The sequence below is a fragment of the Lacimonas salitolerans genome, from assembly GCF_042677865.1.
Lineage (GTDB): Bacteria > Pseudomonadota > Alphaproteobacteria > Rhodobacterales > Rhodobacteraceae > Lutimaribacter > Lutimaribacter salitolerans.
The window spans coordinates 24070-40222 of the sequence record NZ_JBHUDD010000058.1; the positions used below are offsets into that span (position 1 = coordinate 24070).

Sequence of the window (16153 nt, forward strand, 5' to 3'; positions counted from 1 at the left end):
GTGCCGGGCGCGCGTCAGCGCCCGGGAATGTCGCCGCGCGGGCTGGTCTCGCCCCAGTCGTTGATGATCGCCAGCGCCTCGTCCGCGGTTTCGACAAAGCGGAACAGGTCCAGGTCATCGGGGCTGATCGTGCCGGCCTCGGCCAGCGCGTCCCAGTTGATGATCTTTTCCCAGAACGCCCGCCCGAACAGCAGGAACGGCACCCGCCGCATCCGTCCGGTCTGGATCAGGGTCAGGGATTCGAACATCTCGTCCAGCGTGCCAAAGCCGCCGGGAAAGACGCAGACCGCGTTGGCGCGCATCAGGAAATGCATCTTGCGGATGGCGAAATAGTGAAAGTTGAAACACAGGTCAGGCGTGACATACTCGTTCGGGGCTTGTTCATGCGGCAGCACGATGTTCAGCCCGATGGAAATGCCACCCGCTTCGGCCGCGCCGCGGTTGCCGGCCTCCATCACGCCGGGGCCGCCGCCGGTGCAGATGATGTTCTTGTGCCCGCCGGTGTTCAGGGAGGCCTCGGTCACAAGGCGGGCAAACTTGCGCGCCTCCTCGTAATACTCGGCCAGACCGGCCAGCGTTTCGGTGCGCGCGCTGTCACGGTCGTCAGGTGACGGGATGCGCGCGCCGCCGAACAGCACCACGGTGGACTCGACGCCGTATTCGTCCAGCATCATCTGCGGTTTGAGCAGTTCAAGTTGCAGGCGCACCGGGCGCAGTTCGTCACGGCACAGGAATTCGTCATCGGCAAAGGCCAGACGATAGGCCGGCGCGCGCGTCTGCGGGGTATCCGGCACTTCGCGGGCGGTGGCTCTGTCGGTGCCGGCATCGCGGAACGGGCTGCGGCGGTCGTCTTTCATCAAGGGCTATCCTGCATGTTCATTGCTTAATGCTGGCCTATCGGGTTTTTCGGGGCTTGGCCAGAACGCGGGTGGGACAGGCGGTGCCTGCAACCCGCGCATTGCGTGCGACCGCGCCTGCCCTTATAGCGCTGGGTCAACCGAAATGCCCAACGAGGGAGACGCCCGATGTCCAACGCCCAACTCGAAGCCGCCATCGAAGCCGCGTGGGACGCGCGCGATACCATCACGCCCGCGACCACCGGCGAAACCCGCGAGGCGATCGAGGACACGCTTGACGCGCTGGACTCCGGCACGCTGCGCGTTGCCGAACGTCAGGAGAACGGTGACTGGCGCGTGAACCAGTGGGCGAAAAAGGCCGTGCTGCTGGGGTTCCGGATCAAGGATATGGAGGTTCAGGCCGGCGGCCCGCAGGGCGGCGGCTGGTGGGACAAGGTGGACAGCAAGTTCGCCGGCTGGGATGCGGCACAGTGGAAGGACGCAGGCTTTCGCGCGGTGCCCAACTGCATCGTGCGCAAATCCGCCTATATCGCGCCGGGCGTCGTGCTGATGCCGTCCTTCGTGAATCTTGGCGCCTATGTGGACAGCGGCACGATGGTCGATACATGGGCCACCGTGGGAAGCTGCGCACAGATCGGCAAGGGCGTGCACCTGTCGGGCGGCGTTGGGATCGGCGGCGTGCTGGAGCCGATGCAGGCCGGCCCGACGATCATCGAGGACAACTGTTTCATCGGTGCGCGCTCGGAGGTGGTCGAGGGCTGCATCATCCGCGAGGGCTCGGTCCTGGGGATGGGCGTCTATATCGGCAAGTCGACCAAGATCATCGACCGCGACACCGGCGAGGTCATGTATGGCGAGGTGCCGCCCTATTCGGTGGTGGTGTCCGGTTCGATGCCGTCCAAGAACGGCGTGAACCTGTATTGCGCGGTGATCGTCAAGCGGGTGGACGAGCAGACCCGCAGCAAGACAGGCATCAACGAGCTGCTGCGCGACTGATCCGCACGAAACGAGGCAAACAAGGGAGATCGGTATGAAACGGGTCAAGGATATGGTGGCTGCGGCCAACGAGGTGGTGGACCATGCGCCCGCCGCCGAGATGCTGGACCTGCATGGCGACGAGGCGGTGACCTTTGTCGATCTGCGCGACCCGCGCGAGCTGGAGCGTGAAGGCATGATCCCCGGGGCGTTCCATTGCCCGCGCGGGATGCTGGAATTCTGGATCGACCCCGAAAGCCCCTATGCCAAGCCGCAGTTCCAGTCCGGCAACCGCTTCGTGTTCTACTGCGCATCGGGCTGGCGCTCGGCCCTGTCGGCGCAGGTGGCGCAAGAGATGGGCCTGACCGTCAGTCACATCACCGACGGGTTTTCGGGCTGGAAGCAGGCCGGCGGCCCTGTGGGCGAAAAGCCACAGAAACCCGCCCGCTGAAAGGGTCGACATGACCAAGGAAAAGAAGCCGCAGCAGGTCTACACGCTGGTGGTGCAACTGGGGCGCAAGGCCGGTGACGGCCTGCCCGATGGTGCGACTGGGGCGGGGCTGGTATGCTATGCCAGCGGCGTGGACGAGGCCGAAGCGGTGCGCGAAACCGTGGCGATCCTGAAACAGGCCGACGCGGCCCCGCTGGACGTGACCGGCCACGGCACGCTGGACGAGCGGCTGGAGGCGGGTGACGAGATCGACGCCGACGAACGCGCGCTGATGGATCGTGCGCTGGCCGAGAACGCGGTGATCGTGGCCCAGATGACGCCGTTCTACGACTAGGCCGCGCGGCTTTCGGCCAGCGTGATCGCCTCGAACGGTTGCAGGACCGGATAGGTGGACAACGCATGTTCGGGCAGGGTGTTGCGGTCAAGCGCGGCTAGCAGGCTGGCGGCCAGCATCACCGGCTTGCGGCGGATGCGCCCGATGAACAGGGATTCCAGCGGCGCGCCTGCGGCGCTGACCGCCTCGCAGCCCGGCAGGATCAGGCCGTGATAGGCCACTGTGATGCCGCCGCTGGCATAGAGCGCCGAAACCCCGTTCACCAGATGCCGTGCAGGCACCAGAACCCTTTCGCGGCCGAACATGTATTCCACCTCGGACCCGCCGATGACCAGCCGCTGATCGGGGGCCACAAGGATGTCGCGGCGCAATCCGAAATAGGGCGCGCGCAGGCGGATCGGGCGGAACGAGCCGCGCGCGGGCACTACACGGCGCAGGGTGTGCAGCACCGGCACGCCCTCGCCCGTGGCCGAAGTGACCACGTCGCCGCGTTTCAACTGCGCCACCTCGCGCGGGCCCCATGGGGTTGCGATGGGCACATGGGCGGTGATGGCCGGGGTCGGGCCGATGGGTTCGATCGCGGTCGACACGGCCATGAACCGAACGTGCCGGTCCAGACGGCGTTGCAACGGATCGGCCATCATCTTGCGCAACTCGCACAGCGGCAGGGGGCTTGGGCTGGCCATGTCGACCATGGCGATATGGCCCGTCCCCACATGCTCCAACGCCAGCCGTGCCCATCGCGCGGGCGCATCCCAGCTGTAGGTGATGCGCAGGGTTTCGCCTGCGCCCACACCATCAAGCCGCGCCACGGCGTGCAGCAGATCGCCGCCAAGCCCCATCACCAGAACGACGCCGCCATCGGGGATGGACTGTACCGACAGGCTGCAATTCCACGGCGGACCGCCACGATAGGACAGCAGTTGCAGCGGGCGGCCATCGCTGGCCAGATGCGTTTCGATCAGGATCGAGCCGCGCACAAGCAGCCCGTCGTCGGCGATCCGCGCAGTGGGTGCGCGGCCCGCGTCGCAGCCAAGGCCGGATTTCGAGAACCGGTGATCGGCGTGATCGGTCAGCGCGATCCAGGCCATTATGCGACCCGCCGTTCCGCCATCCACAACCGCGCCTCGTGCGCGCGCAGGGTGCGCCGGGCGGCAGGGCTGTAGCCGGTGCCGGTTTCAGGGTCGAGCTCTGGAAACAGCGCGCAGATCTCGGCCAGCGTATCGGGAGCAAAGCTGTGCGCGGCCTGCGGACCGGGCAGGAAGCTTTCGGTTTCCAGCCCTTCCGAGATCACCACCTGATGACGGTCGAACATCAGGTGGCAGTATTCGACCATGCCGCCCTCGATCCGGCGCACGGACCGGTCGTTCACCAGATGCTTGGCGGCGATCAGAACCTCGGGTTCGGCAAACAGCAACTCGGCCAGCGCATCGCGGATCAGAATCCTGTGTTCAGGTGATACCCACAACTCCTCATGCGTGCCAAAGGCACCGGCCCGGATGCAGATCGGGGCGAACTGCCCGGTGGCGGGCACCGTGCGGCTGCCGACCCAGCGCAGGGGCTGCGGCCCGTCATCGCGGGTCATCACCATGTCACCACGCGTCAGCCAGTCCACCGGCACCTGACCCGACGGCGTCAGGATCAGAGTGCCTGCCACGAAACAGGGGATCGAGTTTATGGTGACAAAGCCGGTATCTGTCTGGCCCGTGCTGCTTTGGACCTTGTAGGTGAAATTCACCGTCTCGACGTCGCCGTCACCCGTGGTGGTCAGCGTGCCATCGGCATTCAGCGTCACGCTCTGCCCGGTGCCCAGCGTGATCGTGCTGCCGGCCACCACCGCCTGACCGTTGATATGGGTGATGGTCAGGCTGCCGCCGGTGACGTTGACGTCATTGGCCAGCACATCGGTGGTGACGGACCCGTTGGGATAGATGGTGCCGGTGTCGGCCCGTGCAACCAGCGTGGTCTGCACCGAATCCGCGGCGATCAGCAGGGTAGAATCGTAATTGGCGTCCAGCACATCGGCGATGCCGATGCGGATCGAGTTGACCTGCCCGGAGTTCACCGGGATGGTCAGGGTCATCGTGACCGTGAACCCGTCCATCTCGGTGTTGTAGTCGCTGTTCATGTTGCTGACGAACAGGTTTGTGTTGGAACCTGCGTTCAGGTTGTTGGGGTCGATATCGCCATCACCCACCTCAAGATCCACCTGAGACCCGTTGATCCAGACACCGACGAAATCCTGATAGATGCCAGTGGCGTATTCGGGATACTCCTCGGACGCGAATACGAACTGCATCGTCATCACATCGCCGGTGGGGATGAAATCGACATCCATGTAGGACGCATCAAAGGTCGATGCGCCGGCCGCCTGATTGAACTGGCTGACCCCGTTCGGCCCGCTGGAACTGGTCGTGGTGCTGTTGCTCTGGTTTGCCTGGCCGGGATTCCACCAGAAACCGGGGCTGTTGGTGAACCCCTCCAGATCGCCGGTCGAGAACATCACGCCCCGGTCGCTGGGCGTGACCCCGGGCGAGACGCTGTCGCCATTCGTGAAGATGCCCGATGAATCGCGGTCGCCGGTGTACGAGGCGCTGACGATCGTGACCCCGTCGCCAAACATGGTTTGCGCCATCTCGTTGGCAGATGCCCGTGTATTGATAGGAAGCTCGCATGGTGCGACCATTCTGTTGCCTCATGCCCGGGATGAGACAGGTCAAAAGACAACGCGGCAAATGGGCCACCGGCCCACAGGTTCACTCGTCAATCACGCCTTCGCGCCCGGTTTTCCGGATCATCAAAAGCAGCCCTGCCTCGGGTTTATTGTTGCCAAAACGTTAACACGGCTTTGCATGTTCTGTTAAGTCATTGACTGGGCTGGATTCGTAGAATGGGGATCGTCTTGCGGTATTTTGGCCACATTTGCGTCTGTCCTTTCTGCGCGCTACCCACAGGGAAATGCCTCGATCAGGAAAGTAGCCCATGCCCAAAGACCTGCCCGCCCGCATCGACGCCGCTGACCTGACCGCGCGGTTGATCCAATGCCCCTCGGTCACACCGGAGGAAGGCGGCGCACTGGTGCTGCTGGAGGAGTTGCTGACCGCAGCCGGGTTCACCTGCACCCGCGTTGATCGCGGCGGCGTGTGCAACCTGTTCGCGCGCTGGGGCGACAGGGGCCACGCGCGCAGCTTCGGCTTCAACGGTCATACCGACGTGGTGCCGGTGGGTGATGCCGAGGCATGGAGCAAGCCGCCGTTTTCCGGCGTGGTCGAGGATGGCGTGATCTGGGGCCGGGGGGCGACCGACATGAAGTCCGGCGTGGCCGCCTTTGTCGCCGCCGCCATCGATTTCGTGCGCGACACCCCGCCCGACGGCGCGGTGATCCTGACAATCACCGGCGATGAGGAAGCCGAAAGCATCGATGGCACCACCGCCCTTCTGGACTGGATGGCGGCCAATGAAGAACGCATGGCGGCCTGCATCGTGGGCGAGCCCACCTGCCCCGAGCGTATGGGCGACATGATCAAGATCGGGCGGCGCGGCTCGATGACCGCGCATGTGACTGTGACAGGTGTGCAGGGCCATTCCGCCTATCCGCACCGCGCCAACAACCCGCTGCCCGCCATGGCGCGGCTGATGGACCGGCTGGCCAGTCACGAACTGGATCGCGGCACCGACCATTTCGATCCGTCCACGCTGGCCGTGGTCACCATCGACACCGGCAATCCGGCCAGCAACGTGATCCCGGCGAAAACCCGCGCCACCGTGAACATCCGGTTCAACGACACCCACAGCGGCGCCAGCCTGACCGACTGGCTGCGCGCCGAGTGCGACCGCGTCGCGCAAGAGTTCGGCGTGACCGTGGACATGGGCGTGAAAATCTCGGGCGAGGCGTTTCTGACCCCGCCGGGGCCGCTGTCTGATCTGGTATCCAAGGCGGTCGAGGCGGAAACCGGCGTGACGCCGGACCTCAGCACCACGGGCGGCACTTCGGATGCGCGGTTCGTCAAGGATCACTGCCCGGTGGTGGAATTCGGGCTGGTGGGCCGGTTCATGCATCAGGTGGACGAACGCGTGCCCGCCGAACAGGTGCATCAGCTCAAATCCATCTACACCCGCATCCTGCGCGACTATTTCGCGGGCTAGCCGCGGCCTGCCGTTTTCCCGCATGACGACCCTGCGCGCCTGTGCTACGTCACCGGAATGAGCCAGCTGCCCACAAAGCCCGAGATCCTGCAATGGATCTCGGACAACCCGACCCTCACCGCGAAGCGCGATATCGCCAAGGCCTTTGGCATCAAGGGCGCTGCGCGGATCGACCTGAAGCGCATCCTCAAGGAACTTGAGGATGAGGGCCATCTGCACAAGCGCAAGAAGACCTACCGCGATCCCGACAAGCTGCCGCCGGTCAGCGTGCTGCAAGTGTCGGCCCCCGGGCTGGATGGCGATCTGTATGCCCGCCCTCTGGAGTGGCAGGGCGAGGGGAAAGAGCCGGTTGTGCTGCTGATCCCGCGCGCGTCAGACCCTGCGCTGGGGCCGGGCGACCGCATCCTAGGCCGCCTGCAAGAGGTCAAGGGCGAGGCCCACCATTACGAGGCGCGGCTGATCCGCCGCATCGGGCAGAACCCGACACGGGTTCTGGGCGTGTTTCGGGCGGGCTCCGAGGGCGGTCGCATCCTGCCCATCGACAAGGGCGACGGCAAGGAATGGCAGGTGCCCGCCGGGGCCACCGGTGGCGCGCTGGATGGCGAACTGGTCGAGGCCGAGCAGGCCGGACCGCGCGCCCGCATGGGCCTGCCGCGCGCGCGCATCGTGAACCGGCTGGGTGATCCGTCGGAACCCAAGGCGGTCAGCCTGATCGCAATCCATCAGCACGGCATTCCCGACGCCTTTCCCGACGATGTGGTGGCCGAGGCCGATGGCATGAAACCCGCGGGCCTTTCAGGCCGCGAGGATCTGCGCGACATGCCGCTGGTCACGATCGACCCCTGGGATGCGCGCGACCATGACGATGCCTGCTGGGCGCACGCCGACGATGATCCGAAAAACGAGGGCGGCCATGTGATCTGGGTCGCCATCGCGGATGTCGCCCATTACGTGCGGCCCGGCACCGCGCTGGACGCCGAGGCGCGCAAGCGCGGCAACTCCAGCTATTTTCCCGACCGTGTGGTGCCGATGCTGCCCGACCGGCTGTCGGGCGATCTGTGCAGCCTGCACGAAGGCGTGCCGCGCGCCTGTCTGGCGGTGCGGATGCAGGTGTCTGCCGATGGGACCAAGATCGGGCATCGCTTTGTGCGTGGGTTGATGCGGTCTGCCGCCTCGCTGAATTACCAGCAGGTGCAGGCCGCCCGCGACGGCACGCCCGATGACCAATGCGGTCCGCTGATGGAAACGGTGATCGACCCGCTTTATGACGCCTATCAGGCGCTGGTGTCGGCGCGGGTGCGGCGTCAGCCGCTGGAGCTGGACCTGCCAGAGCGCAAGATCGTGCTGTCGGAGGCGGGCAAGGTCACCTCGGTCGATTTTGCCGAGCGGCTGGATGCGCACAAGATGATCGAAGAGTTCATGGTGCTGGCCAATGTCGCCGCCGCCGAGGAACTGATCGCCCGCCGCTCGCCGCTGCTGTTCCGCGTGCACGAGGAACCCAGCCCCGAAAAGCTGGACGCGCTGCGCGAAACCGCGCAATCGGCGGGGCTGGTTCTGGCCAAGGGTCAGGTGTTGCACACCCAGCACCTGAACCGCCTGCTGGCGCAGGCCGAGGGCACGGATCACGACGAGCTGATCAATATCTCGACCCTGCGGGCGATGACGCAGGCCTATTACAGCCCGCAGAATTTCGGCCATTTCGGGCTGGCCTTGCAGGCCTATGCACATTTCACCTCGCCGATCCGGCGCTATTCCGACCTGATCGTGCACCGCGCGCTGATCACCGCCCATGGCTGGGGCAAGGACGGGCTGAGCCGGGACGAGATCGAAAGCCTCGAACAGACCGCCACGCATATATCCGGCACCGAGCGCCGCTCGATGGTGGCCGAACGCGACACGACCGACCGCTATCTGGCCGCATTCCTGTCCGAAAAGGTTGGCAGCACCTTTACGGGCCGCATCTCGGGGATCGCCAAGTTCGGTGTTTTCGTCAAGCTGGACGAAAGCGGCGCGGACGGGCTGATCCCGATGCGCAATCTGGGGGCCGAGTATTTCCATTTCGACCGCGACGCAGGCACGCTGATGGGGTCCGATACCGGCATCGTCATCGGGCTGGGCCAGCGCGTGCGGGTCAAGCTGGTCGAGGCCGCACCGGTGACGGGTGGCATCGCGCTGGAACTGCTGGAGCTGGACGGGGCAACCATGCCCGGTGGCGGCGGCGGTGGACGCCCTGCGCGCGGCGGGCGCGGCGGCCCGGTCAAGCGCAAGCTGGGGCAGGCCAAACGCAAGGATGCCAAGCTGAAACGCAAGATCAAGCGCAAGCCGCGCTGATTTCAGGCGCGGTAGCGCGCAGCGTGCTGCCCGGCCCACAGCCCGGTGGCGAAACAGGCGGTCAGCAGGTAGCCCCCGGTCGGGGCCTCCCAATCCAGCATTTCACCGGCGGCAAAGGTGCCAGGCCGGTCGCGCAGCATCAGCCCCGCATCCAGCGCATCGAACCGCAGGCCGCCTGCGGTGGAAATCGCATGATCCAGCGGGCGCAGCGTGGCAATGCGGATCGGCAGCGATTTCAGCGTTTGCGCCCATTGATCCATGTGTAACGCGGCGCCGCCGGTCATCTCGAAGAACAGCGCGATCTTGGCCGGGGGCAGGCGCAGCGTGTTTTTCAGCCAATGCGCCAGGCGGGCCTTGGTCTTGCCGCGCGGCAGACGCGCGCCGATGGCGTTGATGCCCAGATCGGGCAGCAGGTCGACCGTCAGCGCGGCACCTGCGCGCAGCGCGGGGGTCAGAGTATATAGCCCGCCCCCTTCAAGCCCGTGTGCCGTGATCACCGCCTCGCCGCGCGATGTGATGCCGCCCGCCTGCCATTCCACGGTCTTCAGCGGTGCGCCGAAATGCGCGGTCATGTGATCGGTCCAGGGCAAGGCCAGCGCGGCATTCGACGGCTGGAACGGGACGGTGCCATCGGTCCAGTCGGCCCACGCGCCATCCGACCCCAGCCGCGCCCAACTGGCACCGCCACAGGCCAGCACGGTAACAGCGGGGCGCAGCGTCTGTTGCCCCTCGGGGGTGTCAAAGGTCACGGCGTCCCCGTCCCACCCGGTCCAGCGCCAGCGACGGTGTAGCGTCACGCCCAGTCTGTCCAGCCGCGCCAGCCAGGCCCGCAGCAGCGGCGATGCCTTCATCGCGGTGGGGAAGACACGGCCAGATGTGCCGGTGAACACCTCTTGCCCCAGATCGCGCGCCCATGCCTGCACCTGATCGGGGCCGAACTGCGCCAGCATCGGGTGCAGATGCGGGGCGGCGCTGCCATAGGCGGCAACAAAGGCGTCAAACGGCTCGTCCTTGGTCAGGTTCAGCCCGGACTTGCCCGCCATCAGGAACTTGCGCGCCGGGCTGGGCATGGCGTCGGTCACCAAAACGCGACGCCCCGCACGGGCCAGCGCCTCGGCGGCCATCAACCCGGCAGGCCCTGCGCCTATGATCAGGGCGTCGGTCATCCGCGGCCTTCGCATTGCAGCGAAGCCTGATGTGCGGGCCTTGGCCCTTGTTGGTGTTTCATCGGTCTATCCCTTGCCCGGACCGGTATTGCACTCATCTCTTGCCGGGATGGAACAGGCGATACAAGAGACAGGGCCCGGCGGGCACCCGATTTGCGCGCTTTGTGGACGCGAGATCCCGCCCGACGTCCCGCAATCGGCGCATCATCTGATCCCGAGGCTGAAAGGCGGCAAGGGCGGGCCGGTCGTCCTGCTGCATCACATCTGCCACAAGGAAATCCATGCCACGTTGAGCGAGGCCGAGCTTGCCCGAGTCTATAACACGCCCGAGGCTTTGCGCGCACATCCGCGTTTGGCGGCCTTTGCCAAATGGGTGGCCAAGCGCCCGCCCGGCTTCCTGTCGAAAGTGCCGGGGCGGCGGCGGGGTCGGTAACCGCCGCCCGGAGACTCCAGACAGCACGATCACCCGGTCTGGCACATGACCTTGATGCCCTGCGCGATGTCGGGTTTGGCGGCCAGCGTGTCGGCGGCCAGATCGCGGGCGGTTGGCAGCAGATCCTCGGGCGCGACGATGCGGTCGATCAGGCCGAAGGCAAAGGCCTCGTCCGTGGTGATCTTTTGCCCTGCCATCAGGATCAGCTTGGCGCGGGCCGGTCCGACCAGCGCGGCCAAGCGCCCCGGGTCGGAAGGTTGCGGCAGGTAGCCCAGTTTCATCACCGGATAAAAGAACTTGGCCCCCGGCACCGCGATGCGCAGGTCACAGGCCAGCGCCATGCCGTTCGAGCCGCCCGCCAGCGTGCCGTTCAGCGCGGCGATGGTCAGGCCGGGCAAGGCGGCGATTGCGGCGGACAGACGCTCCCACAAAGGCGAGGTCGCAAGCCCGGCCTTGGCGGCCTCCAGATCGGCACCGGCGCTGAACACCTTGCCGGTGCCGGTCAGGATCAGCGCGCGGGCGGGCTGTGCCCCTTCGGCGATCTGGCACAGGCGTTCCAGCATCTCGGGCGTCAGGGAATTGGCCTTGTCTGGGCGGTTGATGGTGACGGTCCACAGGTCGCCGTCGTTGTCCAGATCGATCATGCGCCCAGCCCCAGCCGGGTGCGGATCGCCGGATCGCGCAGCGAGATTTCCTGCCCCAGCCAGTCATCGGCGTCGGGGCTGCACATCCACAGCAGACACTGCGAGGGCCATTCCGGCGGGATGTGATCGGACCAGTCCATCTGGCTCACCGGGTTGATGCCGGTCGCCTTGATCTCGCGCTGCATCTGGGTGGCCACGGTGCCGGGCGACAGGCCCATGATGCGCAGGCCCTTGTCGGCCCCTTCCAGATGGGCGGCGCGGGTCATCATCGCGGCCCCGGCCTTGGACGCGCAATAATGGCTCCAGCCTTCCAGCGGATTGTGGGCTGCGCCCGAACTGATGGTGATGATCGTGCCGCCCCCTGCCGCCTGCATCACCGGCATGGCCGCGCGCATGCCGTGGAACACGCCCTTGAGGTTGATGTCGATGGCCTGCCCCCAGCCCGCCGGGTCGGCGGTGGCGATATGGGCCACGGGTTCGATCACGCCGGCATTACCGATCAGGATGTCCAGACCGCCAAAGCGGTCTTGCGCCACCTGCACGGCGGCCGCGACCTGTTCGTAATCGGCCACGTCGCAGGGCTGGGCCACCGCTTGCGTGCCGATCTCGGCGGCCAGCCGGGTGATGTCATCGCTGCTGCGGGCGGTCAGCACCACGTTCGCGCCATGGGCGGCGAACAGCCGCGCGGTTGCTTCGCCGATACCGCGGCTGGCGCCGGTAATCAGCGCGGTCTTTCCGGAAAGGTCGGCCATCTGGCAATCTCCTGCATGCTTGGTCGTGACCGTGGTAAACCGCCTGTGTCCCCCGGTCCAGCCCGTCCCCCCTTGACCCTGAGAGGAGGAGGGCAGAAGTTGGGCTTGGGTATTCTGAGAGGGATCGAAATGGGTTTTGCAAAGACATTTGGCGGCGTCAGCGTCGCAATTGGCATGATGACCGCTCCGGCGGCCTGGGCGGATGTGACCGCAGGGCAGGTTTGGGCGGATTTCAAAGGCTATATGGAAGGGTTCGGATACAGCATCACCGCCGAAGAGGCGCAGGATGCGGGCCGTCTGACCGTGACCGGGATCAGCATGACGATGCAGATGCCCGAGGACGCCGGAACGGCCACATTCGAAGCGCCGGACATGTCCTTTACCGACAATGGCGATGGCACGGTCAGCGTGACCATGCCCGAGATGTCGACACTGGATTTCGCGGTGGACGCCGAGGACGAGGGGGATGTGTCGGGAACCATCGATTATGGTCAGACCGGATTTGCCATGACCGTATCCGGGTCGCCCGGCGACATGTTCTATGACTACAGCGCCGATGAAATGAGCGTCGCGTTGTCGTCTTTGGCCGTCGAGGGTGAGTCGGTTCAGATCGACACGGCGCAGTTCACCATCCGCGACATGCAGGGGCAAAGCACGGTCAAGCTGGATGATCTGCGTCGCGTGGCGCAGCGCATGACAATGGGCGCGCTGGCCTATGAACTGGATATGGTCAGCCCCGAGGATGACGGTGGCCGCCTGACCATGAAGGGTGAACTGACCAGCCCCGAGTTCGACGGCACCCTTGCCACGCCGCTGGAGCCGCTGGACAGCGACGACCCCAATGCCATGATCGAGGCCGGTATGGCCGTTGATGGCGGATTCACCCATTCCGGCGGGCGGACCGAGTTCCGTTTTGTCGAAGAAGACGACGCAGTGGAAGGCACGGCAAGCTCGGAATCGGGCGAGGTGTCGGTGCGGATGGATGCCGGGCAAATGGGCTACACCCTTGGGGCTAGGGGGTTGAACCTGCGGGCCGAGTCGGCCGAGCTGCCCTTTCCGGTCGAATTGGCGATGGCGGAAAGCCTGCTGGATTTCACCGTGCCGGTCACCCCGGGCGAAGAGCCGCAGGATTTCGGCCTGACCCTGACGCTGGGCGATTTCACCATGTCCGACATGATCTGGCAGATGTTCGACCCGGCGGGCCAGTTGCCGCGCGATCCGGCCACCGTGGCGCTGGACCTGAAGGGCAAGGCGCGTCTGGACGCGCCGCTGATGGCGCCCGAGACGATGGAAAGCGACGAAGCACCGGGCGAGTTGCGCGAACTGAGCATTTCCAGCCTGATCGTACGGCTGGCGGGTGCCGAATTGACCGGTGTGGGGGATTTCACCTTTGACAATACCGACACCACCACCTTTGACGGCATGCCCCGCCCCGAAGGCGCGCTCGACCTCAGGCTGGTGGGTGGCAACACCCTGCTGGATACGCTGGTCAACATGGGGATGCTGCCGCAAGAGCAGGCGATGGGCGCGCGCATGATGATGGGCCTGTTCGCCGTGCCGGGCGATGGCGAGGATACGCTGACCTCGAAGATCGAGGTCAACGAGGCCGGGCAGGTTCTGGCCAACGGGCAGCGTCTGCGCTGAGCCTGTCCAGCATAGGGGGATGACGCGAGCCACAAGGGGCGCCCCCACCCCCGGCCCCTCCCCGCAAGGGGGAGGGGAGGCGCATCTATAACAGCCCGCGGCCTTGTGCATCGGCTGTCATGGCTCTACCTCCCTGTGCAGAGACCAGCACAGGAGAGGCCGATGACCGATGCACTTGCCACGCTTTGCGATGACCTGCTGACGGCGGCCCGGAGGGCGGGGGCGGATTCGGCGGATGCGATCGCGCTGGCGGGCACATCTTTGTCGATCGACGTGCGCGGCGGCGTGCTTGAGCAGGCCGAGCGGTCCGAGGGCACGGATATCGGGCTGAGGGTCTTTGTCGGGCAGCGGCAGGCCAATGTCTCGGCCTCGGACACGCGGGCGGAAACGCTGGCGGAAATGGCCGAACGCGCGGTGGCGATGGCGCGCGAAGCGCCCGAGGATCCTTATGCCGGGCTGGCCGATCCGGGCCAACTGGCGCAATCGCCCGATATTGCGGCGCTGGACATGTCCGATCCGACGCCCGAGCCCGATCCCGAGGCCTTGCAACGCGATGCCGAACAGGCCGAGGCGGCGGCGCTGGCGGTGCAGGGCGTGACGCAGGCACAGGGGGCCAGTGCGGGCTATGGCCGCAGGGATGTCTGGCTGGCAGCGACAAACGGGTTCTCCAACGGCTACAGCCGCACGCAGCGCAGCCTGTCTGCCGTGGCCATCGCGGGCACGGGTACGGGGATGGAGCGGGATTACGATGGCGACAGCCGCATCCATCAGGGCGATCTGCGCGCGGCGGCTGACATCGGCCGGAGCGCGGGCGAACGGGCGGTGGCCGCCTTGGGCGCGCGCAAACCGCCCACGGGCCGTTATCCTGTCGTTTATGATGAACGCATCGCGGCCAGCCTGATCGGGCATCTTCTGGCTGCCACAAACGGGGCCGCGATCGCGCGCGGCGCGTCTTGGCTGCGCGATGCACTTGGGGCGCAGGTGCTGCCCGCGCATCTGTCGCTGATCGAAGACCCGCTGCGCCCGCGCGCCACCGCCTCGCGCCCGTTCGATGCCGAGGGGCTGCCGACAGCCCGGCGTGCCGTGGTGCAGGACGGCGTGCTGACCGGCTGGACGCTGGACCTGTCCGCCGGCCGCAAGCTTGGCATGCCATCGACCGGGAACGCCGCGCGCGGCACGTCCTCGCCGCCCAGCCCCAGCACCTGGAACGTGGCGCTGACGCAGGGCGACAGGACGCGCGCGGACCTGTTGCGCGATATGGGCACCGGGCTGCTGATCACCTCGATGATCGGATCGACGATCAACCCCAACACCGGCGATTATTCGCGCGGGGCCAGCGGTTTCTGGGTCGAGAACGGGCAGATCGCCTATCCGGTCAACGAATGCACCGTCGCGGGCAACCTGCGCGAGATGCTGATGACGCTGGTGCCCGCCAACGATGCCCGCCCATGGCTGAGCCGCGTGGTGCCGTCGCTTCTGGTCGAAGGGATGACCCTTGCCGGAAGCTGACATGGCGCTGCTGGTCGCCGCCGCCCGTCGCGCGGGCACGGTGGCGCGCGGGTTCGTGGGGCAGACTCTGGAGATCGAGCACAAGCCCGGTGATGCAGGCCCGGTGACGGATGCCGACCACGCGGTCAACGCCACCTTGCACGATATGCTGCGCGCGGCGCGGCCCGATTATGGCTGGTTGTCCGAGGAATCCGAGGACACCCGCGACCGCCTGACACGGCGGCGCACCTTCGTGATCGATCCGATCGACGGCACGCGCAGCTTCATCGAAGGCTCGGGCACATGGGCGCATTCGCTGGCGGTGGTGCAGGATGGCGTGCCGATTGCCGCCGCGATCTATCTGCCGATGAAGGACAAGATGTACGCCGCTGCCCGTGGGGCGGGGGCGCTGCTCAACGATCTGCCGATCCGGGCGACCACCCGTGCCGATCTGGCCGGGGCCAGCGTGATCGCCGCCAAGCCCAACTATGACGCAGGCAACTGGCTTGGCCCGGTCCCCGATGTGCAACGCGCCTACCGGCCCTCGCTGGCGTATCGGCTGGCCCTGGTGGCCGAAGGCCGGTTCGACGCGATGCTGACGCTGCGGCCAAGCTGGGAGTGGGACATCGCGGCGGGTGCGCTGATCCTGGATGAGGCGGGCGCGCGGGTCAGTGACCGGCGGGGCCAACCGCTGCGCTTCAACAACCCCCATCCGCAGGTCAACGGCGTGGTGGCGGCGGGCCCCGTGCTGCATGGCCAATTGCGCGAGCAACTGGCGCAACGGCCGGGTTGATCGCAACGGCGCGGATTGTGCCGGGCGGCAGGACCGCCTAGGTTGTCCACGCTTGGACAAAGGACCAGACCATGACTCCACAGGCGCGCCTGTTTGCCACCCCTGCCAGCAGGTCGGCCCGCAGTTGCGTGCCGGGATA

General features: G+C 66.4%; 15 protein-coding genes. 9 read left to right on the top strand and 6 right to left on the bottom strand.

What is annotated here, in order from left to right:
* Positions 1-14: 14 nt before the first annotated feature.
* Complete coding sequence (locus ACFTOW_RS11380) at positions 15-857, bottom strand: LOG family protein (RefSeq protein ID WP_379915730.1); 843 nt, start codon at positions 855-857, stop codon at positions 15-17.
* A 168-nt stretch (positions 858-1025) separates the two neighbouring features.
* Between ACFTOW_RS11380 and dapD the strand changes: the two genes are divergently transcribed.
* The 3 genes from dapD to ACFTOW_RS11395 are packed head-to-tail and all read left to right on the top strand — an operon-like array spanning position 1026 to position 2617.
* Entirely contained in the window at positions 1026-1853 is an 828-nt protein-coding gene (gene dapD / locus ACFTOW_RS11385; protein WP_379915733.1) for a 2,3,4,5-tetrahydropyridine-2,6-dicarboxylate N-succinyltransferase, read from the top strand.
* Between the two features lie 34 nt (positions 1854-1887).
* Positions 1888-2283, top strand: a complete 396-nt coding sequence (locus ACFTOW_RS11390; protein ID WP_379915735.1) for a rhodanese-like domain-containing protein — start codon at positions 1888-1890, stop codon at positions 2281-2283.
* 10 nt (positions 2284-2293) lie between these two features.
* Positions 2294-2617, top strand: coding sequence for a hypothetical protein (locus tag ACFTOW_RS11395; protein WP_379915737.1), 324 nt, complete (start codon positions 2294-2296; stop codon positions 2615-2617).
* Here ACFTOW_RS11395 and ACFTOW_RS11400 read toward each other — a convergent pair.
* Entirely contained in the window at positions 2614-3708 is a 1095-nt protein-coding gene (locus ACFTOW_RS11400) for a Hint domain-containing protein (protein WP_379915739.1), read from the bottom strand. The two genes, ACFTOW_RS11395 and ACFTOW_RS11400, sit on opposite strands and share 4 nt — an antisense overlap.
* Positions 3708-5303, bottom strand: coding sequence for a Hint domain-containing protein (locus tag ACFTOW_RS11405; protein WP_379915741.1), 1596 nt, complete (start codon positions 5301-5303; stop codon positions 3708-3710). Before ACFTOW_RS11405 ends, ACFTOW_RS11400 begins: the two co-directional genes overlap by 1 nt.
* Positions 5304-5599: 296 nt before the next feature.
* On the opposite strand from ACFTOW_RS11405, the gene dapE reads away from it, so the two are divergent.
* Both dapE and rnr read left to right on the top strand, forming a co-directional pair.
* Positions 5600-6763, top strand: coding sequence for a succinyl-diaminopimelate desuccinylase (dapE, locus tag ACFTOW_RS11410; RefSeq protein ID WP_379915743.1), 1164 nt, complete (start codon positions 5600-5602; stop codon positions 6761-6763).
* Between the two features lie 57 nt (positions 6764-6820).
* Positions 6821-9094, top strand: a complete 2274-nt coding sequence (gene rnr, locus ACFTOW_RS11415) for a ribonuclease R (RefSeq protein WP_379915745.1) — start codon at positions 6821-6823, stop codon at positions 9092-9094.
* 2 nt (positions 9095-9096) lie between these two features.
* Here the strand turns inward: rnr and ACFTOW_RS11420 are convergent, their stop codons facing one another.
* Entirely contained in the window at positions 9097-10260 is a 1164-nt protein-coding gene (locus ACFTOW_RS11420; protein ID WP_379915747.1) for a TIGR03862 family flavoprotein, read from the bottom strand.
* A gap of 109 nt (positions 10261-10369) precedes the next feature.
* Between ACFTOW_RS11420 and ACFTOW_RS11425 the strand changes: the two genes are divergently transcribed.
* Positions 10370-10693 carry an HNH endonuclease gene (locus ACFTOW_RS11425; RefSeq protein WP_379915749.1) on the top strand — a complete coding sequence of 108 codons (324 nt, stop codon included), beginning with the start codon at positions 10370-10372 and terminating at the stop codon, positions 10691-10693.
* Positions 10694-10722: 29 nt separating this feature from the next.
* On the opposite strand, the gene ACFTOW_RS11430 is transcribed toward ACFTOW_RS11425, so the two are convergent.
* Together ACFTOW_RS11430 and ACFTOW_RS11435 are read right to left on the bottom strand one after the other, a co-directional pair.
* Positions 10723-11337: an enoyl-CoA hydratase/isomerase family protein gene (locus ACFTOW_RS11430; RefSeq protein WP_379915751.1), complete on the bottom strand. Its 615-nt coding sequence runs from the start codon at positions 11335-11337 to the stop codon at positions 10723-10725.
* Positions 11334-12089 carry an SDR family oxidoreductase gene (locus ACFTOW_RS11435; RefSeq protein WP_379915753.1) on the bottom strand — a complete coding sequence of 252 codons (756 nt, stop codon included), beginning with the start codon at positions 12087-12089 and terminating at the stop codon, positions 11334-11336. The genes ACFTOW_RS11430 and ACFTOW_RS11435 overlap by 4 nt, the downstream gene beginning before the upstream one ends.
* 105 nt (positions 12090-12194) lie before the next feature.
* Between ACFTOW_RS11435 and ACFTOW_RS11440 the strand changes: the two genes are divergently transcribed.
* The 3 genes from ACFTOW_RS11440 (at position 12195) to ACFTOW_RS11450 (ending at position 16014) form a co-directional block, all read left to right on the top strand.
* Positions 12195-13733 (top strand): DUF2125 domain-containing protein, encoded by a 1539-nt coding sequence (locus ACFTOW_RS11440; RefSeq protein WP_379915756.1) that lies wholly within the window; start codon positions 12195-12197, stop codon positions 13731-13733.
* Positions 13734-13895: 162 nt separating this feature from the next.
* Positions 13896-15242: a TldD/PmbA family protein gene (locus tag ACFTOW_RS11445; protein WP_379915758.1), complete on the top strand. Its 1347-nt coding sequence runs from the start codon at positions 13896-13898 to the stop codon at positions 15240-15242.
* Positions 15229-16014, top strand: coding sequence for an inositol monophosphatase family protein (locus tag ACFTOW_RS11450; RefSeq protein ID WP_379915760.1), 786 nt, complete (start codon positions 15229-15231; stop codon positions 16012-16014). Before ACFTOW_RS11445 ends, ACFTOW_RS11450 begins: the two co-directional genes overlap by 14 nt.
* The last annotated feature ends 139 nt before the right edge of the window (positions 16015-16153 follow it).

Excerpts from the sequence above, each read along its gene's own strand:
- ACFTOW_RS11380 (WP_379915730.1), bottom strand. The coding sequence starts at position 857 with ATGAAAGACGACCGCCGCAGCCCGTTCCGCGATGCCGGCACCGACAGA.
- dapD (WP_379915733.1), top strand. The coding sequence starts at position 1,026 with ATGTCCAACGCCCAACTCGAAGCCGCCATCGAAGCCGCGTGGGACGCG.
- ACFTOW_RS11390 (WP_379915735.1), top strand. The coding sequence starts at position 1,888 with ATGAAACGGGTCAAGGATATGGTGGCTGCGGCCAACGAGGTGGTGGAC.
- ACFTOW_RS11395 (WP_379915737.1), top strand. The coding sequence starts at position 2,294 with ATGACCAAGGAAAAGAAGCCGCAGCAGGTCTACACGCTGGTGGTGCAA.
- ACFTOW_RS11400 (WP_379915739.1), bottom strand. The coding sequence starts at position 3,708 with ATGGCCTGGATCGCGCTGACCGATCACGCCGATCACCGGTTCTCGAAA.
- ACFTOW_RS11405 (WP_379915741.1), bottom strand. The coding sequence starts at position 5,303 with ATGGTCGCACCATGCGAGCTTCCTATCAATACACGGGCATCTGCCAAC.
- dapE (WP_379915743.1), top strand. The coding sequence starts at position 5,600 with ATGCCCAAAGACCTGCCCGCCCGCATCGACGCCGCTGACCTGACCGCG.
- rnr (WP_379915745.1), top strand. The coding sequence starts at position 6,821 with ATGAGCCAGCTGCCCACAAAGCCCGAGATCCTGCAATGGATCTCGGAC.
- ACFTOW_RS11420 (WP_379915747.1), bottom strand. The coding sequence starts at position 10,260 with ATGACCGACGCCCTGATCATAGGCGCAGGGCCTGCCGGGTTGATGGCC.
- ACFTOW_RS11425 (WP_379915749.1), top strand. The coding sequence starts at position 10,370 with ATGGAACAGGCGATACAAGAGACAGGGCCCGGCGGGCACCCGATTTGC.
- ACFTOW_RS11430 (WP_379915751.1), bottom strand. The coding sequence starts at position 11,337 with ATGATCGATCTGGACAACGACGGCGACCTGTGGACCGTCACCATCAAC.
- ACFTOW_RS11435 (WP_379915753.1), bottom strand. The coding sequence starts at position 12,089 with ATGGCCGACCTTTCCGGAAAGACCGCGCTGATTACCGGCGCCAGCCGC.
- ACFTOW_RS11445 (WP_379915758.1), top strand. The coding sequence starts at position 13,896 with ATGACCGATGCACTTGCCACGCTTTGCGATGACCTGCTGACGGCGGCC.